The sequence below is a fragment of the Pseudomonas sp. ATCC 43928 genome, from assembly GCF_005938665.2.
In the GTDB taxonomy this organism is placed as follows: Bacteria; Pseudomonadota; Gammaproteobacteria; order Pseudomonadales; family Pseudomonadaceae; genus Aquipseudomonas.
Genome location: NZ_CP041753.1, coordinates 4495890 through 4521325, shown reverse-complemented (window position 1 = coordinate 4521325; position 25436 = coordinate 4495890). Strand labels below are relative to the sequence as shown.

The window sequence follows — 25436 nt, the reverse complement described above, 5'->3', positions numbered from 1 at the left end:
TTGCCGATCAGCTTCTGATAGGTGTCGACACAGGCTTACGGGGCGGCGTCTGGCAGTCGGAAGTCGATGACAGGCGAAGGATTGCCTGCCATGTCCACGGTCTTGAGGCAGATTTTTTTCTCGCCGTCGCTCGTGTCCACTTCAAAATCCAGCAGTGGCGGCCTGACCTGCTTGTATCCCTCAGCTTGTTGGCAATCAATCGTGGCCGATGTACCGATCTTGTATTGATGCCCTGCTACATCCAGATCGGGCGTGACCTGAGAAGGCGCTACAGAATAGACGCCCTCTCCTCTATTCGTGATGTTGAATACTGGCGCCATTTGAGCGGGTTCTGCCAATACCCACCGCCAAAAAATCCTGGCGTTTCGCGCATCCCATTTTCCGGGTGGTCCCGCCTGATGGTTTTGCCCCATCACGCACAAGAAATACAGCCCTGGTCCTTGGCGCAGTTCATAGCGTAACTCGCTCTCGCCGCCTGAGTCAGTGGTACGCACCTCACTGTAATCTCTGATATCCGCACAATTTTCGGCAGTGCGCGTGTACTTGAAGCGAAAGAAGGGTTGGTTGCTCGAAAAACGATGCTCCCACAACAACGGCAGGTAGTTCCCTTGTTCATCTCGGGGCTGTTTGAGGAAGTGATCGCCATACTTCGAGCCGAATTCCGACACGGGCCCCAGTACACAGGGCTGGCGGTCCCCAACGAAGCGCCCCCCTCTAAAACAGGTATCCAGGCCATTGGCGGGCGTCGCGTAATTGGTGTCTTGCGCTTTATTGGGCATGCCTTCGATGACTTCGCAAGGTGCGCTGATACTGCATCGCGATCGCCCGCTGTCGCGCGTGGTGGTGCCAATCACCGCGACGATTTCGTTGGTGTAACGATTCAGGAGTGGAGAGCCAGAGATTCCATTGATGACCCCCAGGCATCGATTGCTGATTTGATCCACCCAAACCCACCCGGCTTCGAGAATTCCTGCGCGGTGTTCCTGCGGACATGCCGAACGCTGGATAAAATCATCGACAGCGGCGCCAACCACCAGCGTATCGGTGCCTTCGGTCAGGGCATGGCTCGCAACTTTCAAGGGCTGGATGCCATCGTTCATCACTTGGCCGAGGGTGCGATCGAGTACCAGCAGCGCAATGTCCTGGCCACGCAGGGTGCTCCAGGCGATTCTGGTGATGGGATAGTTTTTTTGTTGTGGCGTCGTGTCCCGGAAAAAATTGAAGGTAGCCTGTCCGGACGCAGGCTCGTTCACGATAAATCGACCGACATTACCTTTTGCACAATGACCTGAGGTGAGCAAATACGCTGGGCCGCTGCGATCATCGTTTGCTCCACGGGTATCGATCAGGCTGCCGCTGCAGATCCGGCCTTCATCAACCTTGACCCTGGCGATGGACTGCCAATGGTTGTATCGCCCGTCGGCATTGGACAAGAGACGTGCCGGTGCGAAATTTTCAATACCCTCGCCCCAGTCATGTTGGGCAAGCGGCGATTTGCTGCAACCGTTCGCGCCCATCAGCAGCAACAAAACCAGCAGAACCTTGAGGTTGAACGTGTTCATGAGGAGCTCACCCGCCTGGGATATTCAACTCATGGTCGATGCTCAGCCAAAACGTGTCTACTGTCAGAACTGATAGTAAAGCGGCGAAAAATACGACCTCCTGTCGTTTTTCGTGCTGCTGAGCGTTAGACCTTCAGCACTTTCCCACCAATCGCCACCGCCACCAGCAGCACCGCCATTAGACCGAACGCGAAGCTCAGGCTGCTGCCATGAGCCACAAAACCGATCACCGCCGGTCCCGCCAGAATCCCGGCATAACCCAGGGTCGTGATGGCCGGCACCGCGATGCTTTGCGGCATCACCGTCTGCTTGCCCACGGCGGTGTACAGCACTGGCACGATGTTCGAACAACCGGCACCGAGCAGCGCATAACCGAGCAGCGCGGCTTGCCATCCCGGTGCGAAGGTCGCCAGAAACAATCCTGCCGCAGCCATCAGTCCGCCGAACAGAATCACCCGCGTGGCGCCCAGGTGCCGGACAATCGCGTCACCGGTCAATCGCCCGGCGGTCATGGTCAGCGCAAATGCCGCATAACCCAGCCCGGCATACGCGGTGTCGATCCCGCGTTCCTGCGCCAGGAACACCGCGCTCCAGTCGAGTGCCGCGCCTTCAGCCAGGAATACGATGAAGCACATCCCGCCGATAAACAGCACGATGCCATGGGGCACGGCAAATGCCGGGCCGGAGCTTTCACTGCCGTAAGGCAACAGGTGCGGCGCGGCTTTAAGCAATGCCAGCACCAGCACCACGATCACCACGCACATCGCCCCCAGCGGCGAAAAACCCAGACCGAGCAGGCCGCTGACACCCGCCGCGCCGACGATCCCGCCGAGGCTGAACAGCCCATGAAAACCCGACATCATGGTCTTGCCGCTGGCCCGCTCGACGATCACCGCTTGCAGGTTCACCGTCGAATCCACCGTGCCCAGGCCGGCGCCGAACATGAACAATGCCGCGATCAACGCCGGAATCGAGGATACCGTCGCCAACAGCGGCAGCGCCGCGCAGATCAACAAGGTGCCGCCGCTCAACACCCGACGGCAGCCGAAACGCGTCGCCAGAATCCCGGCCATGGGCATCGCCAGAATCGAACCCACCCCCAGACACAACAGCAACAGCCCGAGGGTGCCTTCATCCAGTCCAGCCCGCGCCTTGGCATAAGGCACCAGCGGCGCCCAGGCCGCGATGCCGAAACCGGCGATGAAGAAGGCGATGCGCGTGGACATCTGTTCCAGACGTCCGGGGACGAAGGTGGCTTGGGTGTTGAGGTTGGTCATATCGATCCTTGGCAAAAAACGTCGCGTCCCAAAGGACAGTGAACAACCGCAAAGGGTTCGATCACCACGTTCAGGCGGGGGCAGCAGTCACGCAGAGTGACATCCTTGCACAGCCAGCCGTTGTTTCGCGATATTGTCGACGCATCAATTGTTCATAGGGGGGGCGCCATGACGCGGATGTACGATGCTCGAGGCAATATTTACGCGGTGGTGGCGCCTGACGCCCTGCGCGATAGCGGTATCGAGCTGCCTGAACAGGCCAGCCAGGCGGCGCAAACCCGTGAGGCCTGGGCGTTGTCGGCCATCGAGGCATTCTGCGGCTGGGCTCCCGGGACACAACCGCCCGGCAGCAAGGCGCATCGTTGCGATGGCTTGCTGGTGGGGCCGTTTCAATCTTCGCCGCCGTTTGACCTGCTGATCGTCAACACCGACGGCAGCCTGGCCGAGCGCAGTGGCAATGGCCTGACGATTTTTTCCCAGGCCCTGAGTGAACAAGGGCTGATGCCGAGGGAGGAGGCTTGCCTGCTCAGGGTTCATCACGACAAGCGCGATGCGCTCTCGCCAGTGGCGACTTCGGTGAGCCCCGCCGAAATCGATGGCGTGCAAGGGTTCTGGCTGGACTTGGGGCAGCCTTCGTTCGGGCCTGAAGCGGTGGGTGCGCAAGGGGTCGAAGCCGTCGTGTTGGACGGGCGTGATGTCAGTCACGTGCGGCCATTGTCGACGCTCGACCCTGCCTGGAACCGCAGCCAGTTCGTGCGCATCGGTAACCCCCATTGTGTGACGTTAGTGACAGGCGCCGATGCGTTGCCGAGCAACGCGCAAATGCGCGAGCCGGAGTTGTCTGGAGGGTTGACCCGCATCGCTTACGCCACGCCGACCGGGGCAGGGCAGCCGTGTGCGGCCGGGGTGAACCTGCAATGGGCGATGCTTGAATCCGAAGGGCGAATCGTTGCGCGGGTGTTCGAGCGTGGTGAAGGGCCGACGGCGTCGTCGGGCACCAGCGCCAGTGCGGTGGCGTGCGCGGCGTGGCGAGTGGGTTGGGTGGCGGCGGGGGAAGTGAAAGTGGTCATGCCCGGCGGCACGGCGCCGATTCTGCTGGAAGAACGGGAGGGCGAATTGAGTCGGGTCAGGTTGTTTGGGACGGCGCGGTTGATGGGGTGATTTTGAGACCGTCATCGCGAGCCTGCTCGCGATGACGCCCGAACGGTCAGCGAAGATTCAGAGCCGATCCGCCCACTCAACCACCGGCATCTGCCGCTTCATCAACACCTTGCCCCCGCGAATCGAATACAGCGGCAGACCCTGGCTGCGGATCACTTCGTAATCGCTGTCCGCCGACAGGATCAGCAGATTCGCCGGCCGGCCCCGTTCCAGACCATAGCGATCGCCCAGGTTCATCGCCTTGGCACTGTTGTCCGTGACCAGGTCCAGCGCACTCTGCAAATTGCGATAACCGAGCATGTGGCAGATGTGCAAACCGGCCTCGAGCACCCGCAGGATGTTGCCATTGCCCAGCGGATACCACGGGTCGACGATCGAGTCCTGACCGAAACACACGTTCATCCCCGCTTCGAGCAACTCATTCACGCGAGTCACGCCACGGCGTTTCGGGAAGTTGTCGAAGCGGCCTTGCAGGTGAATGCTTTCGGTGGGGCAAGAAACAAAACTGATCCCCGAGTGCCCGAGCAAGCGAAACAGTTTCGCGCAGTAAGCGTTGTCGTAGGAGCCCATCGCCGTGGTGTGGCTGGCGGTGACGCGCGAACCCATGTCGCGGCTGCGGGCCTCTTCGGCCAGCACTTCAAGGAAGCGTGAGTGCGGGTCGTCGGTTTCGTCGCAATGCACGTCCACCAGACAGCCCGTGCGTTCGGCCAGGTCCATCAGGAACTTCACCGAGCTTACGCCCTGGTCCCGGGTGTATTCGAAATGCGGAATGCCGCCGACCACATCGGCGCCCAGGCGGATCGCTTCTTCCATCAGCTCGCGCCCGTTGCGGTACGACTCGATGCCTTCCTGGGGGAACGCGACGATTTGCAAGTCGATCAGGTGGTGGCTTTCCTCGCGGACTTCGAGCATCGCCTTGAGCGCGATCAGTTCCGGGTCGGTGACATCGACGTGGGTGCGCACGTGCTGAATGCCGTGGGCGGCGAGGGTCTGGATGGTTTTTTTGGCGCGGGTCTTGGTGTCTTCCTGAGTGATGGTGGCCTTGCGCTCGCCCCAGCACTCGATACCTTCGAACAGCGTACCGCTCATGTTCCAGCGCGGTTCGCCGGCAGTCAGGGTGGCATCGAGGTGAATGTGCGGTTCGACGAAGGGCGGCACCACCAGATTACCGCCGGCGTCCAGGTCATTCGGCCCCAGTGACGGGGCTTCGGTTTGCCGGGCGATGCTGTGAATCAGGCCGTTTTCCAGGTGCAACTCATGCAGGCCTTCTTGGTTGCGCAGGCGGGCGTTGATGATGTGCATCAGGCGAGTCCTTTTAGAGATCTTGTAGTGGTGCTTCGGCGGTACGGGCACCCAGTACGCCGGTCAATAACACATACGTTAGCGCGGCAGTGGCAATCCCTACCAGCGGCGCGATCCACGGCGAGCTGAATGCTGCGACGGTGCCGACCGCATAAGCGCTCAGGCCAGGCCAGTTGAACGCCGGCAACCGGGCATCGGCCAGGCGTGGATATTGCCCACGGTAACGGAAGAAAAAGTCCGCCATGATCACCCCGCCAATCGGCGGAATCACCGTGCCCAGCAGAATCAGGTAAGGCACCAGCATGTCGTACATGCCCAGCAGCGCCAGCAGCGTGCCGATCACCGCGCCGGCCAGGGTCACGGTTTTGCGCCGGCCGGTGCGCAACAGATTGCAGCCGGCGACGGCGAAGTTGTAGATCGTGTTGTCCTGGGTGCTCCAGATGTTGAGCAGCAACATCGCCATCGCGGCCATGGCGAAGCCTTGCAGCAACAGCACTTCGACTACGTCCGGTTGCTGATAGACGATCGCGCCATAGGCACCGATCAACACCATCAGGCCGTTGCCGATGAAAAAGCCGATCAGGCTCGCCAGCACCGCGACTCGCGCCGAACGGGAGAAACGTGTCCAGTTGGTCGCCTGGGTCGCGCCACTGACGAAGGTGCCGAACACCAGGGTAATCGCGGTCGACCAGTCCAGTGTTGCCGTCGGCACCACGGCGAGCAAACCCTCGAGCCCGCCGACCTTCACCGTCGCGACCCACATCGACAGCGTCAGCAGCAACATCATGGCGGGTACGGCGATGTACGACAGAATCTCCAGCCCTCGATAGCCGATGTACGCCGTGGCGCAAAAGCCCAGGCCGAACAGCACCATCAGCCCCAGAACGGTGCTTTCATTCAGTTCGAAATATTTGCCGAGTACGACGGCTGCGGTCGCGGTGCCCCAGGCATACCAGCCGATCTGGGTGAAGCCGAGGATCAGGTCGCTGAGCTTGCTGCCCACTTCGCCGAAGCAGAAACGGCCCATCAACACCGAATTGAGGCCGCTTTTGAAGGCGATGTAGCCAAGCCCGGCTGCGTAGATTCCCAACAGCAGATTGCCGGCGATGATCACCGCCAGCATCTCGCTGAAACTGAACGCCACCCCCAGCTTGCCGCCGGCAAACATGGTCGCCGTGAAGAAGGTAAAACCCAGCAGCACCATGGCTGTGGAGGCGAGCCCCTTGCGGGCATGCATCGGGACTTCGCTTAAAGGGTAATCGTTGCCCGGATCGTTCTGCGTCATGTGGCATTCCTTGCTGGATGGAGGACGCGAGGGTGTTGCAGTGCTCGTGCCAATGGCGCGAGGGTGTTGTTCTTTATAGCCGAGCCGGCGGATTTAGCCTGAAGAGGGGCACGAAAGCAGTGCGGCAGTGGTTCAAATTGGAACGCAGCAATCAGGTAGTCACAAAGTCCTGTGGCGAGGGGGCTCCGTCGATCAGGCGTTCTGTGCCAACGGCAAAAACCGCAATATCGCCGCCATGATCGCCTCCGGTGCATCCTCCTGCACCAGATGCCCGGCATTCGCAACGGGATGAAACTGCGACCCCGCAATCATCTGATGCAACGCCCGCCCGCGTTCAATGGGAATCCACTGATCGTCTTCCCCCCAGAGAATCTGCACCGGGCAGCGAATCGTCGGGTACAGCGTTTCGATCTCGCGGGTATAACGCTCATCCATCTGCGCGATCTGCCGATAGAACGCCGCTTGCCCCGAATCACCCAGCCAGGGCTGCACGTAAGGCGCCAGCTCCTGATCGGAAATCTCGCGCTTGATCGCGCCACGAATATAGGTCGGCACAATCGCCCGTTGAATGTAATCAGGCAGCCCGCTGAACGCCGCTTCATGCTGACGCACATGCTGCACGAACGGCGAACCCCAGGGCGACAGCGCCACCGGGTCAATCAGCGTCAGGCTGCGGTAATCCTTGCCATTGAGCAGATGCGCGCGCAACACAGTGGCGCCGCCGAAATCGTGGGCTACCACGTCTGGCCGTTCCAGGCCCCAGTGCTCCAGCAATTGCGCCAACAGTTGGTTCTGTACGCCCAGCGACACATCGCCGTCCGGCTGTGCGGACTGCCCGTAACCCAGCAAATCGAAGTAATACACCCGGTGCGAGGTGATGAAGTGCGGCGCGATCCGGTGCCACACATGAGAAGAGAAGGGCGTGCCATGCACGAACACCAGCGGCGGGCCGTCGCCACGCACGGCGTAGCGAACGGAGTGCCCGTTGAAACGATAGGTCTGAGCCAGCGGCCAGTCAGTCATGGGTGCGTCCTCTTGGCGTGTGCGAGCCCAAAAGCATAGGCATAAAAAAACAGCCATTGAAGGCTGTTTTTCATATCACTGACGAAACGCATTCTCCTTGTGGGATTTACGTTTACTCGCCGCGATAGATGCAACCGCTGGTGCAGGTCTCGTGGATGCGGATCGCGCTGAGTTCCGGCAACAACGGCTTCAACTCATTCCAGATCCACTTGGCCAGCACTTCGCTGGTCGGGTTTTCCAGGCCGGGAATGTCGTTCAGGTAATTGTGATCGAGGCGCTCGTAGAGCGGCTTGAAGATCTCTTTGATTTCCGAGAAATCGCGGATCCAGCCGGTGTGCGGATCGAGGTCGCCGCTCAGGTGAATCGCCACTTTGAACGAATGACCGTGAAGGCGGCCGCACTTGTGGCCGTCCGGTACGTGGGGCAGGCGATGGGCGGATTCGAAGGTAAACTCTTTGAATATTTCCACAGTGATGTTCAGCTCTTTCAGGTGGCGATCGCCGCGGCGATGTGGGCAGGTGGCGAGTTTACCAGAGCTCCGGGCAAAACACTGACTAAAGGGTCAGCAAGCGCTCGCCGAGGCGACCGTTGGCGGTCAGTTCAAGGAATTCATCGCCCAGGCGACGGCTTTCATCCATCGTTGCGCGCCAATACTTCTGTCGGCTCGGGGCATCGCCCATGAAGCGCTTGAAGTCGTTGCGGTCCGGCAGCTTGCCGTAGGGCAGGCGTGCCAGGTATTCCTTCGACGGGGCCAGTAGCAGAACATCCTGCAAGCGCTCAGGGCAGGCGCGGCGCCATGGCAGCGTCTTGTCGAACCAGCCGGGGATCACCCGGTCGGTGAAGTGCGGATACAGCACGATGTCGTTGCCGCTGTAGGGCAGGTCGAGGTGATAGTCCAGCAGACCACCATCGCGGAACGTCCCCGCGCCGGCCCCCGGCAAGTCGCGTACGCCTTGCATGACCATCGGGATCGAACCCGAGGCCAGCAGGGCCTGGCGCAGGTTGCCGGCATTCAGTGAGATGAAGCGCGACGGGAAGTCGTTCAGCGTGTTGACCGGTGGCGCCAGGCGCGGGTCGTGGATGATCAGCCGCTCGAAATGCCGCGGCAGCCGTGCGCGACCGCGCAGGTTGTCGGCGATCACCGACGACAGGCCCAGCCCCAACCGGCCGCGATGATCGTCCGCCAACAGGCCGTGGCTTTTGACCACCATGATGTTCAGGCGGTAGTGGGCGTTATCCAGAATCGAAGCATCGCGGCCGTCGAGCAAGTCATCGAGCATGCGTCGGGAGCTCTGGCTGATCTGCGCCATGGTCACGCCTTTGGCGAAGTTCTGCTCGGTGTACAGATGACCAAGGCGGCGGATGCCTTCGGCGGCATCCGGCAGGCAGGCGCTGGCGAACCGCCAGGAACCCACCGAGGCGCCGATCAGCGAACGCTCCCGGGGCGCCGCCGGCAGCCATTCGCCAAACAGCGCCAGGTCCAGACCCTGAATCCCCAGCGCTTTCGGGCCACCGGCGGCGCCCGGCAACGTGCCCACATCGGCAGCGTTCAAGCCGTTGGCACGGATGCGCGCCAGAGCACGCGGGCCGGCCTTGAGGGTCAGGGAAGGGAACTTGATGTGGATAGCGGTCATACCGGTCTCGATGTCTGGCAAGCAGGGATTATAAGCACCTCTTGGGCTGCGATTGTCCCCGATCAATGCAGGAGCTGCCGAAGGCTGCGATGCTTTGATCTTTGGCTGCGTCATGCACGCAAAAAATCCAAATCAAAAGATCGCGGCCTTCGGCAGCTCCTACGGGTTATGCGTAAGCTATTCCCAATGATGGCAATTCAGTTTCAGTTAAGTTCGAATCGCTAAGGTCGCGCCGTCGGCAACACATAAGAAAATACGGAGCCACCCCATGAGAATCCTGACTGCCCTGTTCACCGCGTCCCTCATCTGCCTGACCGCCAGCCTCGCTCATGCCCGCGACCTGGGCCCCGACGAAACCCTGAGACTGCACGACGCTGATACCATTGTGTCTTTCGAGAAGCTCAACGCCACCGCTCTGGCCAAACACCCCGGCTCGACCATCACCGGCACCGAGCTCGAAGAAGAGTACGGCAAGTACAAATACCAGATGGAACTGCGCGACCCGCAAGGCATTGAGTGGGATATGGAATTGGATGCGGTCAGCGGGCAGGTTCTCAGGGATCATCAGGATACGTAATGAAGGTGCTTTCATTTTCAAGCATGGCGCTGGTGCTTCTGGCTTTTTGCTCGGTGGCCGTGGCCCGCGACCTGGATCAGGACGAAGCCCTGCGCCTGCGCCAACAGGGCGTGATCCTGCCGCTGGAGCAGCTCTTGCAGCAAGCGCTGGACCGCTATCCCGGGGCCAAGTTGCTGGAAGCCGAGCTTGAAGAAAAACACGACGTCTATGTTTATGAAGTCGAGCTGCTGACCGCCGAAGGCGTGGTGCGCGAGCTGGACGTCGATGCCACCACCGGCCACGTGCTGAAAGACAAGGAAGATTGATCGATGCGTTTGCTCCTGGTGGAAGACCATGTGCCGCTGGCCGACGAATTGATGGCCGGCCTCAACCGGCAGGGTTACGCCGTGGACTGGCTGGCCGACGGCCGCGATGCGGTGTATCAGGGCAGCAGCGAGCCTTATGACCTGATCATCCTCGACCTCGGCCTGCCGGGTTTGCCGGGGCTTGAGGTGCTGGCGCAGTGGCGGGCCGGTGGCCTGGCCACGCCGGTGCTGATTCTCACCGCACGCGGTTCCTGGGCCGAGCGGATCGAAGGCCTCAAGGCCGGCGCCGACGATTACCTGAGCAAACCCTTCCACCCGGAAGAACTGCACCTGCGCATTCAGGCCTTGTTGCGCCGCTCCCACGGCCAGGCCAATCAGCCGACACTCAAGGCCGCCGGGCTGCACCTGGATGAAGGTCGCCAGTGCGTGACCCGCGACGGCGCCGACATCCAGCTCACCGCCGCCGAATTTCGCCTGCTGCGCTATTTCATGCTGCACCCCGAACAGATCCTTTCCAAAAGCCATCTCGCCGAACACCTCTACGACGGTGAAACCGAGCGTGACTCCAACGTACTAGAAGTCCACGTCAACCACCTGCGCCGCAAGCTCGGCCGCAGCGTGATCGAAACCCGTCGCGGTCAGGGTTACCTGTTCGGCGGGCAAGCCCAGTGAGGTCGATCCAGCGTCGCTTGAGCCTGGGCCTGATCAGCGTGATGGTGATCGTCGGCCTGGTGCTGGCGCAAACCAGCCTGTGGCTGTTCGAAATGGGTTTGCAGCGCTACCTCGAAGCCGGGTTGCGCAACGACAGTGAAAACCTGCTGGTGGCGCTGGTGCGTGGCCCGCAGGGGTTGCAGCTGGATGAGCGCCATCTGTCGCCGGCCTATCAGCGCCCGTTTTCCGGGCACTATTTTCGTATCGACTTTGCCGACAGCCATTGGCGCTCCCGCTCGTTATGGGATCAGGACCTGCCGCGGCTCGAACACCCGGGCCTGAACAGCAACCTGCAACTGGGGCCGGAAGGGCAACAGTTGCTGGTGCTGCGTTCGGACTACCGGCGGCTGGGCCAGGCGATTTCCATCAGTGTCGCCCAGGACTACACGCCGGTGCGCGAGAGTTTCTGTCGCATGCAACAAGTCGGTCTCGGGTTGGGGCTGGCGGGGCTGTTGCTGATTTTGCTGTTGCAGCGGATCACCGTGCGCCGCGCCTTGCGCCCGCTGGAAAAGGCCCGCGAGCAAATCGCCCAGTTGCAGCAGGGCCAGCGTTCGCAACTCGACGAAGCCGTGCCGGTGGAGCTGGAACCGCTGGTGGCGCAGATCAACCATTTGCTGGCCCACACCGAAGATAGCCTCAAGCGCTCGCGCAATGCCTTGGGCAACTTGGGGCATGCGTTGAAAACCCCGTTGGCGGTGTTGTTGAGCCTGGCTTCCAGCGAGAAGCTCGATGCGCACCCGCAGCTGCGCAAGGTGATTCAAGCGCAACTGGAGCAGGTCCAGCAGCGACTCAATCGCGAACTCAACCGCGCCCGGTTGTCCGGCGATGCACTGCCGGGGGCGTTGTTTGATTGCGATGCCGAGCTGCCGGGGTTGCTGGCCACGCTGAACATGATTCACGGTGAACACCTCGACCTGAGCTACCGCGCACCGGCCGGTTTGCAACTGCCGTGGGATCGCGAAGATCTGCTGGAGTTGCTGGGCAACCTGCTGGACAACGCCTGCAAATGGGCGGATGCCGAGGTTCGGTTAAGCGTGGTTGAAACGGCTGAAAGTTTTCAGTTGAGCGTGGAAGACGATGGGCCGGGGATTCCCGAAGACCAGCGTGACCAGGTGTTCAGCCGCGGTACACGGCTTGATGAACAGACCGATGGGCATGGATTGGGATTGGGCATCGTGCGCGACATCGTCGACACGTGGGGCGGGGTGTTGAGGCTGGAGGAAAGCGAGTGGGGCGGCTTGAAAGTGATGATCGAACTGCCCAAACGCTGACACAGAGCGGAAGCCAACCCATAACCCTGTGGGAGCGCAATCCGTTAAATATCGGCAATAGCCGTTCGCTTTGACAAGGGGACGATGCTGCGGCACAGTGCGCGCCCTCTAATAAAACCCTCTCTTCAATCCGCTGGCGGCGCTTGTGCGCACTGCCGGACGGACTCTTTCCGCTTGCCTTGAGGTAACGATGATTAATGCAGTAATTGCCGCGGTCGGCATCATGCTGATACTCAGCCTGTCCCGCGTGCATGTGGTAATCGCGCTGATTGTGGGTGCGCTGGTCGGTGGTTTGACCGGTGGCCTGGGGATCGATGCGACCCTCAAAGCCTTCAACAGCGGCCTGGGCGGCGGGGCGACAGTGGCGTTGTCCTACGCCTTGCTCGGCGCGTTCGCCGTGGCCATCGCCAAGTCCGGCCTGGCCCACGCCCTGGCGGACAAAGCCCTGGCCATGGTCGATCGCCAGCACACCAACGGCGGCGGCAATGTCAAATGGCTGCTGATCGGCCTGCTCTGGGTGGTGGCCATCGCCTCGCAGAACATTTTGCCGATTCATATCGCGTTTATCCCGTTGCTGGTACCGCCTCTTTTATATGTGCTGACCAAACTGCAACTGGACCGGCGGTTGATCGCCTGCGTGATGACCTTCGGGCTGATCACGCCGTACATGTTCCTGCCGGTGGGCTTCGGCAACATCTTCCTCAATGAAATCCTGTTGGCCAACGTCGCCCGTAGCGGGGTGGACATCAGCGGCATCAACGTCACCCATGCCATGGGCATTCCGGCGCTGGGCATGGTGTTTGGCCTCGCGGCAGCCTTCATCAGCTACCGCAAGAAGCGCGTTTACGACCTGGAAAAGATCGAGCAAGTCGAACAGGTCGCGGTGCAGTACAACCCCTTGAGCCTGATGGTCGCCGGTCTGGCGATTGTCGTGGCGTTCATTATTCAGCTGTTGCTGGACTCGATGATTATCGGGGCGCTGGTGGGCTTCCTGATCTTTTCGGCGTCGGGCATCGTCAAGTGGCGTGAAACCGACGACCTGTTCACCGAAGGCATGAAGATGATGGCGATGATCGGCTTCATCATGATCGCCGCATCCGGTTTTGCTGAAGTGATGAAAGCCACCGGTCATGTGCAGACACTGGTGGAGTCCTCGGCCTCGTGGATCGACCACAGCAAAGGCATCGGGGCGCTGTTGATGCTGCTGGTGGGCCTGTTGGTGACCATGGGCATCGGCTCGTCGTTTTCCACCGTACCGATTCTGGCGGCGATTTTCGTGCCGTTGTGCGTGCAACTGGGCTTCAGCCCGATCGCCATCGTGTGCATCGTCGGCACTGCCGGCGCGCTGGGCGATGCCGGTTCACCGGCGTCGGACTCGACCCTGGGCCCGACCTCCGGTCTGAACATCGACGGCCAGCATCACCACATCTGGGACACCGTGGTCCCGACCTTCCTGCACTACAACCTGCCGTTGCTGGCGTTCGGTTGGGTGGCGGCGATGGTTCTGTAACCACTCTACCTTGTGGGACCGCGTTCAACTTTTGATCTGGCGTGCCGTTATAGCCTTTAACCACGCCAATAAAATCAAAAGAGTGAACGTCATGCGCATGAGCCTGAAGGCCAAAGTCCTGTCCCTTGCCGTCCTCCCGGTGTTGCTCTTTGCGCTGGTCATCAGCCTGACCACGCTGTTCATCCTGCAGGAACAGGCCCGCAAGGAAGTCGAGGAAACCCGTCAGCGCCTGCTCAGCGATGCCAAGGCAACCCTGCAAAGCTACGTTGCCGTAGCCATGACCGCGATCAAACCGCTCTACGACGCGGCCGCTCCCGGCGATGACGCGGCGCGGGCGCAGGTGATCAAGTTGCTGTCGAGTATCACCTACGGCAAGGACGGCTACTTCTTCGGCTACGACTCCAACACCGTGCGCCTGTTCAAGGCCAACAGCCCCGAAGGCGTGGGCCAGAGCTTCAAGGACAACCGCGACCCGAACGGCATCTACGTTAACCGCGACCTGGTGAAAGTCGCCAAGGACGGGACCCACTACCTGCAATACAGCTCGCCACTGCCTGGTAATACCCAAGTACAGGTGCCCAAGCTCGGCTACACCGAATATCTGTCGAAGTGGGACATGGCGGTCGGCACCTCGGTCAACCTCGACGGCATTGAAGCGCAAGTGGCGCTGGTCGAGATCAAGGTCCAGGAACGCATGCAAGGCGTGGTGCTGAGCATTGTCGGGATTGCCGTGCTGGTGCTGTTGGTGATCGCCGCAGCCGGGATGCTGCTGGCCAATACCATTCTGCGTCCGCTGAACCTGATGAAAGCCAACCTCGACGACATCGCGGCGGGCGAGGGCGACCTGACCCGGCGCCTGACCATCACCAGCCAGGATGAACTCGGCGAACTGGCCGGCTCGTTCAACCGTTTCGTCGACAAGATCCACGGCCTGGTGCGGCAGATCACCGAAATGACCTCGCAACTGACCGGGCTGGTGAATCAGGTCTCCGATCAGGCCCAACGCTCGGATCAGGCCATGGAGCGCCAGCGTCACGAGACCGATCAGGTGGCCACGGCGATCAACCAAATGTCGGCGGCGGCCCAGGAAGTGGCCAAGAGCGCGCAAAACGCCGCGGTCGCTGCCCAGCAGACCGACGAAGAAGGCCAGGCCGCCAAGCGCGTGGTGGCCGGCAGCATCGTGAAAATTCATGCACTGGTGAACGACATTCGCAGCAGCGGCGTGTCCCTCGACAGCCTGCAGAAAGACGTGTCGTCGATTGTCAGCGTGCTCGGGGTGATCCGTTCGATTGCTGAGCAGACCAACCTGCTGGCGCTCAACGCCGCCATTGAAGCGGCCCGCGCCGGTGAGGCCGGGCGTGGTTTTGCGGTGGTCGCCGACGAAGTGCGGGCGCTGGCCAGCCGCACGCAAATCAGCACCCAGGAAATCCAGGGCATGATCGACCGCTTGCAGGCCGGCACCCAATCGGCGGTCGAGTCCATGCGCCGCTCCAGCGAGGCCGGCGACGGCACGTCGGCCCAGGCCAACGAGGCCGGGGCGTCGCTGGACGCCATGGCCCAGTTGATCGGCACCATCAACTCGATGAACGCGCAGATTGCCAGCGCCGCCGAAGAGCAAACCGCCGTGGCCGAAGAGATCAACCGCAGCGTGCACCAGATCGCCGTGGCGGTAGACAGCGTCGCCGACGAGACCCAGCGCGGCGCACAAACCTCGCGCAGCCTGGCCGATCTCGGTCAGCGCCTGGGGCAATTGGTCGGGCAATTCCGTATTTGATTGATGTCGCTGAGAGAGTTTTGCGATCTGTAGCAGCTGCCGAGCCCGCGAGGCTGCTGCTACGGGGGAGCCACATCGCGACTACCCTCAATAGTAAGCAAACTCCGTCCAGGCATCTGTTTGAACCGGTTTCTGCAACGGGCGGTCATTTGCTTCAGGTGCCGCGCACCCGCGGCACCCGGACGACCCTAACCATGGAGTCAGACTCATGAACGACGGTACCTGCGACTGCCCGAAATGCTCCTGCAAACTGGGCGATCACCCCATCGTGCGTCACGGCAAGCACTATTGCTGTGAAGCCTGCGCCCACCATCACCAACACGGCGAAGAATGCTCCACCAAAGGCTGCAAGTGCGCTAAGCCCTGACCGCTCATCCAAAAAAAGTGGAGCCGCTGCGGCTCCACTTTCAGTTCGAATATTCACCCTCCCGTTCAACGTTCAACTCGTCGGCCGCCAGGTCACGTTCTCGACGCCGAATTTTTCCGCCACAGGTTTGCTGGTCTTTTGCACCCGCTCACGGCCAAAACGAGGGATCCGGCCTACGCCGGCATCGCAACTGGCCCAGTGCCAGGCTTCTGCGTTGTCCATTTTGTCCTGGCGGATGATGAAAGACTTAGGCTTGCCATGAAGTGTGTATTCAATGACGAAAAGCTTTGCGTTGTTCATAAAGCCTGTATTCCTCCCTGTTGTTATAGAAGGATCGTGAGGCGCGCGAAAAATTCCGTCGGATTGTCAGTCGGTTACAGCGACTGGCGACACGTCGCACGCCTCGCTACCATGGAGCCTTTCCGTCCCCTAATGATCCTAGCCTATGGCCAAGGCCGCCCCCCCTGATTTAAGCGATACCGATGTGCCCGTGCAACCGCTGGCACGTACTTACCCGCGTGGGTTGTATATCGAGCCTCACGAACATGTGTGGGGCCAGTTGCTGTACGCGATGAGCGGCGTGATGTGGGTCGAGACACCCCATGAAGCACTGGTGGTGCCGCCGCAACGGGCGGTCTGGCTGCCGCCGGGTGTGCCGCACGGGATTCGCGTGGTCTCTGACTTGCAGATGCGCAACATCTACCTGCGGCCGTCATTGGCGGCGACACTGGACGACAGTGTGCAAGTGATTGAAGTCGGCGGCTTGCTGCGCGAACTGATCGTCGGGTTGGTGGAGCAGGGCGACGACGGTGCCCCGGATTACTACGACGCGCTGGTCGGCCTGGCCTTGCTGGAGCTCAAGCGCGCCCGGCGCTCATTGCTGAAAATACCGCTACCGGACGATTCCGACCGGCGGCTGATGAACCTGTGCCAGGCGGTCATGGCCTCACCGTCGCTGGACATTCCCTTCGAGCAGCACGCCGAAAATGCCGGTGCCAGCGTGCGTACCCTGGCGCGGTTGTTCAAGGACGGTTTGGGCATGGGCTTCGCCGAATGGCGGCGGCAGGTGCAACTGGCGACCGCGGCGGCCGAATTGATTCAGGGCGTACCGGTCAGCGCGATAGCCCGGGAACTGGGTTATTCGCCGAGCAGCTTCAGCGACATGTTCCGCCGGGAACTGGGCGTCGCGCCTTCGCAGTTTTGCGTGAGCCAGCAACGGGGCGGCGCTGCGTAAAAAGCGCTTTGGCCGACATTCAGAAGTACTTGGCCGACGTCCGTGGCGACCTCTCTCTAGACTCTGCGCATACCCCCTTATGCCACGGAGTCTGTCATGAACTACCTTATCTCGTTGGGTATCGGTCTGGGCGTCGGCCTGCTCTATGGCGCGCTGGATTTTCGTTCCCCCGCACCGCCGGCCATCGCGCTGGTGGGCCTGCTGGGCATGCTTGCCGGTGAGCAGTTGTGGCCCTTGGGTCGGCAACTGGTGGCGGGCTGGATCTCCTGAAACCTCTTATCCATTTGGTGGAAATACCCATGAAAGCACTGCAATTCGACAAAACCGGCGACCTCTCGGCCCTGCGCTACGTTGAGGTGCCCACCCCCGTTCCCGGCGCTGACGAAGTGCTGGTCCAGATCAAGGCGGCGGGCCTCAATCCCAGCGATGTGAAAAACGTACTGGGGCGCTTTCCCTACACCACATTGCCGCGGATTCCCGGGCGTGATTTCGCCGGTATCGTCGTCGAAGGCCCGCAGGCGCTGATCGGCCAGGAAGTCTGGGGCACCGGCCGGGAGCTGGGCTTCTTTGCCGACGGTTCCCACGCGCAATTCGTCAAACTGCCAGCCAATGGCGTGGCGCTGAAGCCGACGCATCTGAGCTTTGCCCAGGCTGCCAGCCTCGGTGTGCCGTACACCACGGCGTGGGATGCGTTGGAACGCAGTCTTGTCACGACCGGAACGCGGTTGTTGGTGATCGGCGGCGGGGCGGTGGGCGGCGCAGCATTGGCGCTGGCCAAAGTCCGGGGCGCCCAAGTGCTGGCGGCGGCGCGGCGGCCGGAGCAGGTCAAGGATTTGCAGGCTCAGGGTTATCAGACGCTGCAACTGGATAAGCCTGAGGACCTGGGCGCACAGGTCAACGCCGTGTATGCCGGCGGCGCCGACGTGATCTTCGACACCACCGGTTTCTGGCTACCGGCCTCGGTCCCGGCGCTGGCCGCGTTCGGTCGCATCGCAATCATCGCCGCGCCGGCGGATGGGCATGTGCAATTGCCGGCCCTGGCGCTGTATCGCAAGGGCGGTTCGGTGGTGGGGATCAATTCGTTGCTGTACGGGGTTCAGGCGTGTGCGGCGATGCTCGAACAGTTCGGAAGCTTTTTCGATCAGGGCCTGTTGCCGTTGCCGGAAGGGCTAGTTGAATCGCCGTTGGCCGAGGGGCTGGAACGGTATGCCGAGGTGAATCAGGGCAGTGGCGACAAGGTGATTTTGTTGCCGTAAAGAGCTTCGCGGGCAAGCCTCGCTCCTACAGGTTGGTGTCGATTTCGAACCGTAGGAGCGAGGCTTGCCCGCGAAAGCGTCCTCAAGCCGAACTCAAACCTCAGGCACGCCTTTCTCCCAAGCCGACCAATTCTTTAAGATCTCCTGCACCAACGGATTCCCCGTGCGGTACAGGTTCTCCAGTGCCGGCACAAACCCGCCCTGATCGGCGTACTTGAGCAGGTTATACACTTCGCTCTGGCCCGGCGCCGGCCGGTCGAAGTCGGAACCGGCGCGTACCACCGCCAAACGGCGGACATCCACCAGACCTTCGCGACTGGCCCGCAACAGTGCCTCGTAGGTGGAGTTGTCTTCCTGCTGAGTGGTGCAGTAGACACCTTCATTGTTGGTCAGCAATTTTGTCCAGACTTCCGCCCGCTCACTCAAGCGCGTCCCGGAAAACCAGGTATTGCCCGCCAGCGTGTCGCACTGGGTCACCACCGGCGGCTGGTTGGCCGGGGCCGACGGATACTTCAAGCGCCAAGCCGCCGACTCCTTGCTCTCGCTCAGCTCGACCTTGTGGCTCAGGGCGAAAGCCTTGGCCTGCAGCTTTGGGTTGAGTTCGAAGACTTCGGTCTTGTAATCCAGCGGCGGTTTTTCGTTCGGGCCTTTGGTGTTAATGCCCAGGTAACCGGTCGGCCAGTCTTTCGGCGCGTCCCGGGAATCCAGTTCCCACTGGGTGCCAAACTCCACCAGGTAGTGCGCCCACGCGGTGGTGCCGAGGGTCCCGTGTTTTGGGTTGATGCCGGCAATCCCGGCGATCAGGAAGTAACTTTTGCGCAGGTCGAATTTCGGCGACAGCGCCAGGGCCAGGGTCGAGGCCGCCGCATTGGTCTGGCCCATGCCGGTGACCATCAGGCACACCTGTTCGGTGTTGCAGCGAATGTTCGGGTACTCGGCGGACAGGCCCGGTACTCGCACTTCCTGCTTGAGTTCCAGGCGATCGATCCAGTTCTGCGCTTCGGGAGCGAACATGGTGATCAGCATCACTTTCGGCTGGATCGGCGCTTCTACCGCCCAGGCAGAGGAAGAGAGCAGGGTGCTTGCCGCAAAACCGACAGACAGGGAAAGACGCGTCATTGCTTTCATAAAACCTCCTGATTCAAATGAGCCTTAAAACTGATAGCCGACACCGGCGTAGTAACCCCAGCCGTTGGAACGGGCGCGGAAGTCGCCGTCGCCGAAATTCAACTCACTGCCGTCCTCCCAGTTGCCGCCGTTGTGGAAGTAACGGCCGACCAGGGTGAAACGCAAGTGGGTGAAGGCGTAGAGCAACACGTTGGTGGCCACGGTGGCATTGGCGGTGCGGGCCGGGTTGTCCTTGTGCAGATCGGAGCCGAAGTCGAAGTTGGTGAAACCGATGTAGGTCAACGAAGCGCCGTTGCTGAAACTGCTGATGGGCACGATGTATTTGAGCTGGGCGCGGTAGCCGTCCCACGAATACTCGTTGCTGGCGCCGTAGTTTTCCCACTGGTAGCGACCGTAGAAGTTGGCCGACAGATTGACCCGCGAATGGGTGTCGATGTCGGTGCCGAGGCCGCTGTACAGCGTGTTGGCGCGGTTGGCACTGTTGCTGCCGTGGTCGTAGATCCAGTCGAACGCCACGTACCATTCCTTGAACGGCCCGACGGCCAGACTGCGGCCGGCGAGGTAGTCGATGGAAATCCGCGGTTCGTGCTCCATGAACACTGGCGAGCCGTGGTCCCATACGCCTTTGTCATGGCTGTTGCCGATGTCGAAGATCTTCGGAATGTCGATGTAGCCGTACAACTCGAACGGCCCCTTGCGGCCGAAGTACTCGTATTCCAAGTAGATGTCGTCGGCCGGTTGCGGGCCGAAACTGATGTCCTTGCTGCCGATGACGGTCAGGTCCTGATTGAACCAGTCCGACAGGTACGCGCCTTTTTTTGGTGGGTTGGCTTCAGGGCTGAGGGCTTCGCCCTGGGCGGATTCTTCGGTGGTGGTCGGTTGGGCCAACGCGGAGCTGCTGAGTAGTCCTGTAACGCTGGCCAACAGCAAGGAAACAGCAAACGTGCGCGAGCAAGTCACGCGACTGGAGGTGCAATGCATTAAAAGTCCCTTTTCGTGCGTATCGAAGCCCCGATGGTGCGGGCTTGTGCGGTTTAAGTGGCGAACAGGCCGGTATCGGCGACTCGCAAACGTTTGCACAAGCTATACCAATTTTCGCAATGCGCTGAAAAGCCGGAGGAATTGGCGGTTTTACTGTCCTTTTGGTCAAGGATTTCGAGGGGCGGGGGAAAGGCGGGGAGCTGAATGCACCAAAGTGAGTTTCGCTGCACAAAGATCGTTCTTACGCGGCTTCTGCCAAATGGGGTTGCTGTAGAATCCTCGCCATTGACTTCACAAGGTGCATCCCATGAGCGAGCCGATACGTCTGACCCAATACAGCCACGGCGCAGGTTGCGGCTGCAAGATTTCGCCCCAGGTGCTGGAGGTGATTCTGGCCGGCAGCGGGGCGCAGAACCTGGACCCGAAACTCTGGGTTGGCAACGCCTCGCGCGATGACGCGGCGGTGTATGCCATCGACGAAGAACGTGGCGTGGTGTCGACCACTGACTTCTTTATGCCGATCGTCGACGACCCGTTCGATTTCGGCCGTATCGCCGCCACCAACGCCATCAGCGACATTTACGCCATGGGCGGCGATCCGTTGATGGCGATTGCGATCCTCGGCTGGCCGGTCAATGTGCTGGCGCCGGAGATTGCCCGGGAAGTGATTCGCGGCGGGCGGTCGGTCTGCGATGAAGCGGGAATCCCCCTGGCCGGCGGCCATTCCATCGACGCACCTGAGCCGATCTTCGGCCTGGCCGTGACCGGACTGGTGGAAAAGCGTCACATGAAGCGCAACGACACCGCCACCGCCGGATGCCGGCTCTATCTCACCAAACCCTTGGGCATCGGCATCCTCACCACCGCCGAGAAAAAGGGCAAGTTGCGCAATGCCGACATCGGCCTGGCCCGCGACTGGATGTGCACCCTGAACAAACCCGGAAGCCGTTTTGGCAAGCTCGATGGCGTGACCGCAATGACTGACGTCACCGGTTTCGGCCTGCTCGGGCATCTGGTGGAAATGGCCGACGGCAGCAACGTGACCGCCCGCATCGGCTATGACCGTGTGCCGCGCCTGCCGGGCGTCGAGTATTACCTCGATCAGGGCTGCGTGCCCGGCGGCACACTGCGCAATTTCGACAGCTACGCCAGCAAGGTCGGCCGGCTCCAGGAGTTGCACAAACGCGTGCTCTGCGACCCGCAGACCAGCGGCGGTTTGCTGATTGCAGTCACGCCCGAAGGCGACGCAGCGTTCCTGGCGGTGGCGGCCGAACTTGGGCTGGCCCTTCAGCCGATCGGCGAACTGGTTGAGCGACAGACCCACGCGGTTGAGGTGGTTTGATGTCCAGAGACTTCACCGATTACCGCGACATCTTCCTCAACGACCGGCCGATGATGGATGTGCGCGCGCCGATCGAATTCCTCAAGGGCTCATTCCCCGGTGTGGTCAACCTGCCGCTGATGAATGACCACGAGCGGCAACGGGTCGGCACTTGCTACAAGCAACACGGTCAGCAAGCAGCCATCACGCTGGGGCATCAATTGGTGACCGGCGCGACCAAGGCCGAGCGTATCCAGGCCTGGGCCGATTTTGCCCGGGCGCATCCGGATGGCTATTTGTATTGTTTTCGCGGTGGGCTGCGTTCGCAGATCACCCAGCAGTGGCTCAAGGACGAAGCGGGCATCGACTATCCGCGGGTCGGTGGCGGCTACAAGGCCATGCGCACCTTCTTGCTCGACACGCTCGACCAGGCCGTTGCCCAGTGCGATTTCGTTTTGCTGGGCGGCATGACCGGCACCGGCAAGACCGAGGTGCTCACGCAATTGAGCAACGCGCTGGACCTTGAAGGTCATGCCCATCATCGCGGCTCCAGCTTCGGCAAACGCGCCACCGGCCAACCCTCCAACATCGACTTTGAAAACCGCCTGGCCGTGGACGTGCTGAAAAAGCGTGCCAGCGGTATCGAGCAGTTTGTGCTCGAAGACGAGAGCCGCGCGATCGGCAGTTGTGCGCTGCCGTTGCCGCTGTATCAGGGCATGCAGCAGTTTCCGATGGTCTGGCTGGAAGACAGCCTGGAAGGGCGCGTCGAGCGGATCCTGCGCGATTACGTGGTGGATTTATGCGCCGAGTTCACCGAGGTGTATGGCGATGAAGGCTTCGCGCTGTTTTCCGAGCGGATGTTGGCGAGCCTGAACAATGTCCAGAAACGCCTGGGCGGCGAACGTCATCGGCGGATGCTGACCTTGATGGAGGATGCGCTGGCGGAACAGGCCAATAGCGGCGCGGTGGATTTGCACCGGGGCTGGATCGAAGGGTTGCTGTGTGAGTATTACGACCCGATGTATGTGTTTCAGCGGGAGAAGAAGGGGGCGCGGATCGAGTTTGTCGGGGATCGGGGGGCGGTTCTCGAATATTTGCGGGAGCGGGGTAAGCAGCGGGGGTGATGTTGTTTTTACTGGCCCCTTCGCGAGCCTGCTCGCGATGAGGCCTGGCAGGTGCCCGACCGCTTACGTCGGACAAGTCTCCGGGCCGTTATTGAGCCCTTGCTTATAGAGGTGGCTCTGCAGGCTGGCCTTGCCGTTGTGCCAGGTCAGCGTGAGCACGTACAGCGAGTCATAGTCGCTGGATGCCCAGTCATCGGTGATGCGCTGTTCTGAGCCGACGGCTTCCCCGGCGACCTTGTTGATCAGCTCGGGCAGGTAGCCATGAGACCAGGCGGTATAGATGATCGAGTTGTGATACTTGTCGCGAAGCAGTTCCTCGGCCAGGTCGCTGGTGTCGTTGGCCGAAAATTCGATGTTCACCGGCAAGCCGAGCTTGATCGCGCTGGGGCTGATGGTCATCAGGGGGCGAATGTAACTGTAGGAATTATCCAGTTCGCCTTCCTCTACATTGCGCGTCGGGTTGGCGGCAAACACGTAGTTGGCCTTGCCGAATTTTTCCGGCAGCAAGGTGGCCAGGTCGATGGCGCGGTTCAGTCCCTGACAATTGAGCTGACCCAGGCCGCCGGCCGGTTTTTCCGCGTGACGCAAAAACACCAGCGTCTGTGTACCGTCCACCGGTTGGGCGCGGCTTACACTGGACTCCAGTGACAAAAACAACGCGCTGGCCGCCAACAGAGCGGGCAGGAAGATATAAGCGCGATGTTTGAAGCGGTTGGTGAGTTTCAAAGGATTCATCATCGAATAGGTAATCTTCAGCGCATTTGGTTAAGGCCGACAAACCTTGACACCTCAAGTGCCTAGCATAGGGTGTTTGCCATGTCGTTGACCCGGTCCATTTCTAACAGGGCAATGCTCAGAGTCCGCTGAAGCCCTTTTGGTTCGATTCGAGCTTCGATCCGGGCCAGGTGCCTGGCACTTTAGCGGCAACCTTGAACGGACTGGGGGGAAGGTTATCGACAGGATGTTTCGGATTGATGGGCACAGTACACATGTTAGCCCCGTCCCCCTTATGATCTTCACTCCGACTTTCCCGTGGAAGCTCCCGATGACCGATTTGTCTGCATTCCCCATCACTCGAAAATGGCCGGCCCAGTACCCGGAGTGGATCCAGCTCTATTCCTTGCCAACGCCCAATGGCGTCAAGGTTTCGATCATGCTCGAAGAGATCGGGCTGCCCTACGAGCCGCATCGTGTGGGCTTCGACACCCAGGATCAGCTGTCCCCTGAGTTTCTGTCGCTGAACCCCAACAACAAGATTCCGGCGATCCTCGACCCCCACGGCCCGGGCGACCAACCGCTGGCGCTGTTCGAGTCCGGGGCGATTCTGATTTACCTCGCCGACAAGAGCGGGCAACTGCTGGCCCAGGAGTCGGCAGCGCGTTACGAGACCCTTCAGTGGCTGATGTTTCAGATGGGCGGTATCGGGCCGATGTTCGGCCAGCTCGGCTTTTTCAACAAATTCGCCGGCAAGGACTACGAAGACAAGCGTCCCCGTGATCGTTACGTCGACGAAAGCAAGCGCTTGCTCAAGGTCCTCGATGGCCGTCTGCAAGGGCGCGACTGGATCATGGGCGAGCGCTACACCATTGCCGACATCGCGACTTTTCCGTGGGTGCGTAACCTGATCGGCTTCTACGAGGCCGGTGATCTGGTCGGCATCCAGAATTTCCCCAATGTCACTCGCGTGCTGGAGCGTTTCCTGGCAAGGCCGGCGGTGATTCGTGGGCTGGAAATCCCCAAGCAATCCCTTTGAATCCCTCATCACCAAGGCAGGCAATGAGCTCATTCGATTTCAAGCAAGTAGATGTCTTCAGCCACGTCGTGCTCAAGGGCAACGCGCTGGCGGTGGTGTTCGGCGCAGACAAGCTCAGCGATGAACGCATGGCGGCGTTCGCGAACTGGACCAACCTCAGCGAAACCACTTTCGTGCTCGAACCTCGAGACCCCCGGGCCGACTATCGGGTACGCATCTTCACCACCCTGCAAGAGTTGCCGTTCGCCGGTCATCCGACGCTGGGCACCTGCCATGCCTGGCTCGAGGCCGGTGGGGTGCCCAAAGGCGAGGAGATCATTCAGGAATGCGGTGCCGGGTTGGTGCGAGTGCGTCGGCAGGGGGCGGAGCTGGCGTTTCTCGCGCCACCGCTGCTCAGGTCCGGCCCGGTGGACGCCGAACTGGTCGAGCGTGTACGGCTGGGCCTCGGATTGGCGCCGGGAGCGATTGTGCGCACGCAATGGGTCGACAACGGTGCCGGTTGGCTTGCGGTGATGGTCGAGGACCGCCAGCAGATTCTGGACTTGCAGCCGGATCATGCACAGATGCTCGGCCTCGCCGTCGGTGTCATCGCGCCATGGCACCCCGAGCGCGATGGTGCTGAGGCGCAGTTCGAAGTGCGTGCATTCATCTCCGGCGACGGCATGCCGGAAGACCCGGCCACCGGCAGCCTGAACGCCGGAATCGCTCAATGGTTGCTCAGCGAAGGGCTGGCCCCGGCATCTTATGTCGTCAGTCAGGGCCTGACCATGGGCCGCGCCGGGCGGATTCGGGTGGAGCAGGTGGGAGATGAGATTTGGATTGGTGGTGCTGTCGTGACGTGCATTGCCGGAACGCTGACGATCTAACCTGTGAGAGCAGG

Annotated in this window: 26 protein-coding genes and 1 pseudogene; 16 read left to right on the top strand and 11 right to left on the bottom strand. The window is 61.1% G+C overall.

The window, feature by feature from the left end:
- Nucleotides 1-35: 35 nt before the first annotated feature.
- Both FFH90_RS20690 and FFH90_RS20685 read right to left on the bottom strand, forming a co-directional pair.
- Nucleotides 36-1562 carry a serine protease gene (locus FFH90_RS20690; RefSeq protein WP_138867965.1) on the bottom strand — a complete coding sequence of 509 codons (1527 nt, stop codon included), beginning with the start codon at nucleotides 1560-1562 and terminating at the stop codon, nucleotides 36-38.
- 125 nt (nucleotides 1563-1687) lie between these two features.
- Nucleotides 1688-2839 carry an MFS transporter gene (locus FFH90_RS20685; protein ID WP_111454126.1) on the bottom strand — a complete coding sequence of 384 codons (1152 nt, stop codon included), beginning with the start codon at nucleotides 2837-2839 and terminating at the stop codon, nucleotides 1688-1690.
- Between the two features lie 168 nt (nucleotides 2840-3007).
- Here FFH90_RS20685 and FFH90_RS20680 point away from each other — a divergent pair, with 168 nt between their 5' ends.
- Entirely contained in the window at nucleotides 3008-4000 is a 993-nt protein-coding gene (locus tag FFH90_RS20680; RefSeq protein WP_138867964.1) for a diaminopimelate epimerase, read from the top strand.
- Between the two features lie 57 nt (nucleotides 4001-4057).
- Here FFH90_RS20680 and codA read toward each other — a convergent pair whose 3' ends face one another.
- The 5 genes from codA to FFH90_RS20655 form a co-directional block, all read right to left on the bottom strand.
- On the bottom strand, nucleotides 4058-5302 hold the full coding sequence (codA, locus tag FFH90_RS20675; protein WP_138867963.1) for a cytosine deaminase: 1245 nt from the start codon (nucleotides 5300-5302) through the stop codon (nucleotides 4058-4060).
- Nucleotides 5303-5315: 13 nt separating this feature from the next.
- A complete protein-coding gene (gene codB / locus FFH90_RS20670; RefSeq protein WP_064618988.1) occupies nucleotides 5316-6587 on the bottom strand; it encodes a cytosine permease in 1272 nt (423 codons plus the stop codon).
- Between the two features lie 192 nt (nucleotides 6588-6779).
- Nucleotides 6780-7610 (bottom strand): alpha/beta fold hydrolase, encoded by an 831-nt coding sequence (locus FFH90_RS20665; RefSeq protein WP_111454122.1) that lies wholly within the window; start codon nucleotides 7608-7610, stop codon nucleotides 6780-6782.
- Between the two features lie 112 nt (nucleotides 7611-7722).
- Entirely contained in the window at nucleotides 7723-8079 is a 357-nt protein-coding gene (queD, locus tag FFH90_RS20660) for a 6-carboxytetrahydropterin synthase QueD (RefSeq protein WP_007933061.1), read from the bottom strand.
- A gap of 85 nt (nucleotides 8080-8164) precedes the next feature.
- Entirely contained in the window at nucleotides 8165-9244 is a 1080-nt protein-coding gene (locus FFH90_RS20655) for a patatin-like phospholipase family protein (RefSeq protein ID WP_138867962.1), read from the bottom strand.
- Between the two features lie 268 nt (nucleotides 9245-9512).
- Here FFH90_RS20655 and FFH90_RS20650 point away from each other — a divergent pair, with 268 nt between their 5' ends.
- The 8 genes and pseudogenes from FFH90_RS20650 to FFH90_RS20620 all read left to right on the top strand — a co-directional run bounded on the left by FFH90_RS20650 (nucleotide 9513) and on the right by FFH90_RS20620 (nucleotide 15759).
- Entirely contained in the window at nucleotides 9513-9821 is a 309-nt protein-coding gene (locus tag FFH90_RS20650; RefSeq protein ID WP_138867961.1) for a PepSY domain-containing protein, read from the top strand.
- Nucleotides 9821-10126, top strand: coding sequence for a PepSY domain-containing protein (locus tag FFH90_RS20645; protein ID WP_018925373.1), 306 nt, complete (start codon nucleotides 9821-9823; stop codon nucleotides 10124-10126). The genes FFH90_RS20650 and FFH90_RS20645 overlap by 1 nt, the downstream gene beginning before the upstream one ends.
- 3 nt (nucleotides 10127-10129) lie before the next feature.
- Nucleotides 10130-10798, top strand: coding sequence for a response regulator transcription factor (locus FFH90_RS20640; protein WP_018925374.1), 669 nt, complete (start codon nucleotides 10130-10132; stop codon nucleotides 10796-10798).
- The gene (locus FFH90_RS20635) at nucleotides 10795-12108 is read left to right on the top strand and encodes a sensor histidine kinase (protein WP_018925375.1); all 1314 of its coding nucleotides are present in this window, start codon (nucleotides 10795-10797) and stop codon (nucleotides 12106-12108) included. Before FFH90_RS20640 ends, FFH90_RS20635 begins: the two co-directional genes overlap by 4 nt.
- 193 nt (nucleotides 12109-12301) lie before the next feature.
- The gene (locus FFH90_RS20630) at nucleotides 12302-13618 is read left to right on the top strand and encodes a Na+/H+ antiporter family protein (protein ID WP_168206204.1); all 1317 of its coding nucleotides are present in this window, start codon (nucleotides 12302-12304) and stop codon (nucleotides 13616-13618) included.
- Between the two features lie 91 nt (nucleotides 13619-13709).
- Nucleotides 13710-14534: pseudogene (locus tag FFH90_RS30770) on the top strand (cache domain-containing protein); the annotation flags it as partial.
- A 36-nt stretch (nucleotides 14535-14570) separates the two neighbouring features.
- Nucleotides 14571-15392, top strand: coding sequence for a methyl-accepting chemotaxis protein (locus FFH90_RS30765; protein ID WP_370695268.1), 822 nt, complete (start codon nucleotides 14571-14573; stop codon nucleotides 15390-15392).
- Between the two features lie 208 nt (nucleotides 15393-15600).
- A complete protein-coding gene (locus tag FFH90_RS20620) occupies nucleotides 15601-15759 on the top strand; it encodes a metallothionein (protein ID WP_018925378.1) in 159 nt (52 codons plus the stop codon).
- Nucleotides 15760-15831: 72 nt separating this feature from the next.
- Here FFH90_RS20620 and FFH90_RS20615 read toward each other — a convergent pair whose 3' ends face one another.
- Nucleotides 15832-16059: a DUF6555 family protein gene (locus tag FFH90_RS20615; protein WP_086945082.1), complete on the bottom strand. Its 228-nt coding sequence runs from the start codon at nucleotides 16057-16059 to the stop codon at nucleotides 15832-15834.
- 145 nt (nucleotides 16060-16204) lie between these two features.
- Between FFH90_RS20615 and FFH90_RS20610 the strand changes: the two genes are divergently transcribed.
- The 3 genes from FFH90_RS20610 to FFH90_RS20600 all read left to right on the top strand — a co-directional run bounded on the left by FFH90_RS20610 (nucleotide 16205) and on the right by FFH90_RS20600 (nucleotide 18249).
- Nucleotides 16205-16993 carry a helix-turn-helix domain-containing protein gene (locus FFH90_RS20610; protein WP_018925380.1) on the top strand — a complete coding sequence of 263 codons (789 nt, stop codon included), beginning with the start codon at nucleotides 16205-16207 and terminating at the stop codon, nucleotides 16991-16993.
- 96 nt (nucleotides 16994-17089) lie between these two features.
- The gene (locus FFH90_RS20605) at nucleotides 17090-17263 is read left to right on the top strand and encodes a DUF1427 family protein (protein ID WP_007933035.1); all 174 of its coding nucleotides are present in this window, start codon (nucleotides 17090-17092) and stop codon (nucleotides 17261-17263) included.
- A 29-nt stretch (nucleotides 17264-17292) separates the two neighbouring features.
- On the top strand, nucleotides 17293-18249 hold the full coding sequence (locus FFH90_RS20600; protein ID WP_138867959.1) for a zinc-binding alcohol dehydrogenase family protein: 957 nt from the start codon (nucleotides 17293-17295) through the stop codon (nucleotides 18247-18249).
- A 93-nt stretch (nucleotides 18250-18342) separates the two neighbouring features.
- Here FFH90_RS20600 and FFH90_RS20595 read toward each other — a convergent pair whose 3' ends face one another.
- Nucleotides 18343-19377: a purine nucleoside permease gene (locus FFH90_RS20595; RefSeq protein ID WP_138867958.1), complete on the bottom strand. Its 1035-nt coding sequence runs from the start codon at nucleotides 19375-19377 to the stop codon at nucleotides 18343-18345.
- A gap of 24 nt (nucleotides 19378-19401) precedes the next feature.
- A complete protein-coding gene (locus FFH90_RS20590) occupies nucleotides 19402-20358 on the bottom strand; it encodes a nucleoside-specific channel-forming protein Tsx (RefSeq protein WP_138867957.1) in 957 nt (318 codons plus the stop codon).
- Between the two features lie 307 nt (nucleotides 20359-20665).
- On the opposite strand from FFH90_RS20590, the gene selD reads away from it, so the two are divergent.
- Nucleotides 20666-21700, top strand: a complete 1035-nt coding sequence (gene selD / locus FFH90_RS20585) for a selenide, water dikinase SelD (protein ID WP_138867956.1) — start codon at nucleotides 20666-20668, stop codon at nucleotides 21698-21700.
- A complete protein-coding gene (gene mnmH / locus FFH90_RS20580) occupies nucleotides 21700-22803 on the top strand; it encodes a tRNA 2-selenouridine(34) synthase MnmH (protein ID WP_138867955.1) in 1104 nt (367 codons plus the stop codon). Before selD ends, mnmH begins: the two co-directional genes overlap by 1 nt.
- Before the next feature lie 63 nt (nucleotides 22804-22866).
- On the opposite strand, the gene FFH90_RS20575 is transcribed toward mnmH, so the two are convergent.
- Entirely contained in the window at nucleotides 22867-23541 is a 675-nt protein-coding gene (locus FFH90_RS20575; RefSeq protein ID WP_138867954.1) for a histidine phosphatase family protein, read from the bottom strand.
- Nucleotides 23542-23848: 307 nt separating this feature from the next.
- On the opposite strand from FFH90_RS20575, the gene FFH90_RS20570 reads away from it, so the two are divergent.
- Both FFH90_RS20570 and FFH90_RS20565 read left to right on the top strand, forming a co-directional pair.
- Nucleotides 23849-24556: a glutathione binding-like protein gene (locus FFH90_RS20570; RefSeq protein WP_064618955.1), complete on the top strand. Its 708-nt coding sequence runs from the start codon at nucleotides 23849-23851 to the stop codon at nucleotides 24554-24556.
- A gap of 23 nt (nucleotides 24557-24579) precedes the next feature.
- Entirely contained in the window at nucleotides 24580-25422 is an 843-nt protein-coding gene (locus tag FFH90_RS20565; RefSeq protein ID WP_138867953.1) for a PhzF family phenazine biosynthesis protein, read from the top strand.
- Nucleotides 25423-25436: the final 14 nt, after the last annotated feature.

Coding starts and splice junctions, on each gene's coding strand:
- FFH90_RS20690 (WP_138867965.1), bottom strand. CDS start 1,562: ATGAACACGTTCAACCTCAAGGTTCTGCTGGTTTTGTTGCTGCTGATG.
- FFH90_RS20685 (WP_111454126.1), bottom strand. CDS start 2,839: ATGACCAACCTCAACACCCAAGCCACCTTCGTCCCCGGACGTCTGGAA.
- FFH90_RS20680 (WP_138867964.1), top strand. CDS start 3,008: ATGACGCGGATGTACGATGCTCGAGGCAATATTTACGCGGTGGTGGCG.
- codA (WP_138867963.1), bottom strand. CDS start 5,302: ATGCACATCATCAACGCCCGCCTGCGCAACCAAGAAGGCCTGCATGAG.
- codB (WP_064618988.1), bottom strand. CDS start 6,587: ATGACGCAGAACGATCCGGGCAACGATTACCCTTTAAGCGAAGTCCCG.
- FFH90_RS20665 (WP_111454122.1), bottom strand. CDS start 7,610: ATGACTGACTGGCCGCTGGCTCAGACCTATCGTTTCAACGGGCACTCC.
- FFH90_RS20655 (WP_138867962.1), bottom strand. CDS start 9,244: ATGACCGCTATCCACATCAAGTTCCCTTCCCTGACCCTCAAGGCCGGC.
- FFH90_RS20650 (WP_138867961.1), top strand. CDS start 9,513: ATGAGAATCCTGACTGCCCTGTTCACCGCGTCCCTCATCTGCCTGACC.
- FFH90_RS20645 (WP_018925373.1), top strand. CDS start 9,821: ATGAAGGTGCTTTCATTTTCAAGCATGGCGCTGGTGCTTCTGGCTTTT.
- FFH90_RS20640 (WP_018925374.1), top strand. CDS start 10,130: ATGCGTTTGCTCCTGGTGGAAGACCATGTGCCGCTGGCCGACGAATTG.
- FFH90_RS30765 (WP_370695268.1), top strand. CDS start 14,571: ATGACCTCGCAACTGACCGGGCTGGTGAATCAGGTCTCCGATCAGGCC.
- FFH90_RS20620 (WP_018925378.1), top strand. CDS start 15,601: ATGAACGACGGTACCTGCGACTGCCCGAAATGCTCCTGCAAACTGGGC.
- FFH90_RS20615 (WP_086945082.1), bottom strand. CDS start 16,059: ATGAACAACGCAAAGCTTTTCGTCATTGAATACACACTTCATGGCAAG.
- FFH90_RS20610 (WP_018925380.1), top strand. CDS start 16,205: ATGGCCAAGGCCGCCCCCCCTGATTTAAGCGATACCGATGTGCCCGTG.
- FFH90_RS20605 (WP_007933035.1), top strand. CDS start 17,090: ATGAACTACCTTATCTCGTTGGGTATCGGTCTGGGCGTCGGCCTGCTC.
- FFH90_RS20600 (WP_138867959.1), top strand. CDS start 17,293: ATGAAAGCACTGCAATTCGACAAAACCGGCGACCTCTCGGCCCTGCGC.
- FFH90_RS20595 (WP_138867958.1), bottom strand. CDS start 19,377: ATGAAAGCAATGACGCGTCTTTCCCTGTCTGTCGGTTTTGCGGCAAGC.
- FFH90_RS20590 (WP_138867957.1), bottom strand. CDS start 20,358: ATGCATTGCACCTCCAGTCGCGTGACTTGCTCGCGCACGTTTGCTGTT.
- selD (WP_138867956.1), top strand. CDS start 20,666: ATGAGCGAGCCGATACGTCTGACCCAATACAGCCACGGCGCAGGTTGC.
- mnmH (WP_138867955.1), top strand. CDS start 21,700: ATGTCCAGAGACTTCACCGATTACCGCGACATCTTCCTCAACGACCGG.
- FFH90_RS20575 (WP_138867954.1), bottom strand. CDS start 23,541: ATGATGAATCCTTTGAAACTCACCAACCGCTTCAAACATCGCGCTTAT.
- FFH90_RS20570 (WP_064618955.1), top strand. CDS start 23,849: ATGACCGATTTGTCTGCATTCCCCATCACTCGAAAATGGCCGGCCCAG.
- FFH90_RS20565 (WP_138867953.1), top strand. CDS start 24,580: ATGAGCTCATTCGATTTCAAGCAAGTAGATGTCTTCAGCCACGTCGTG.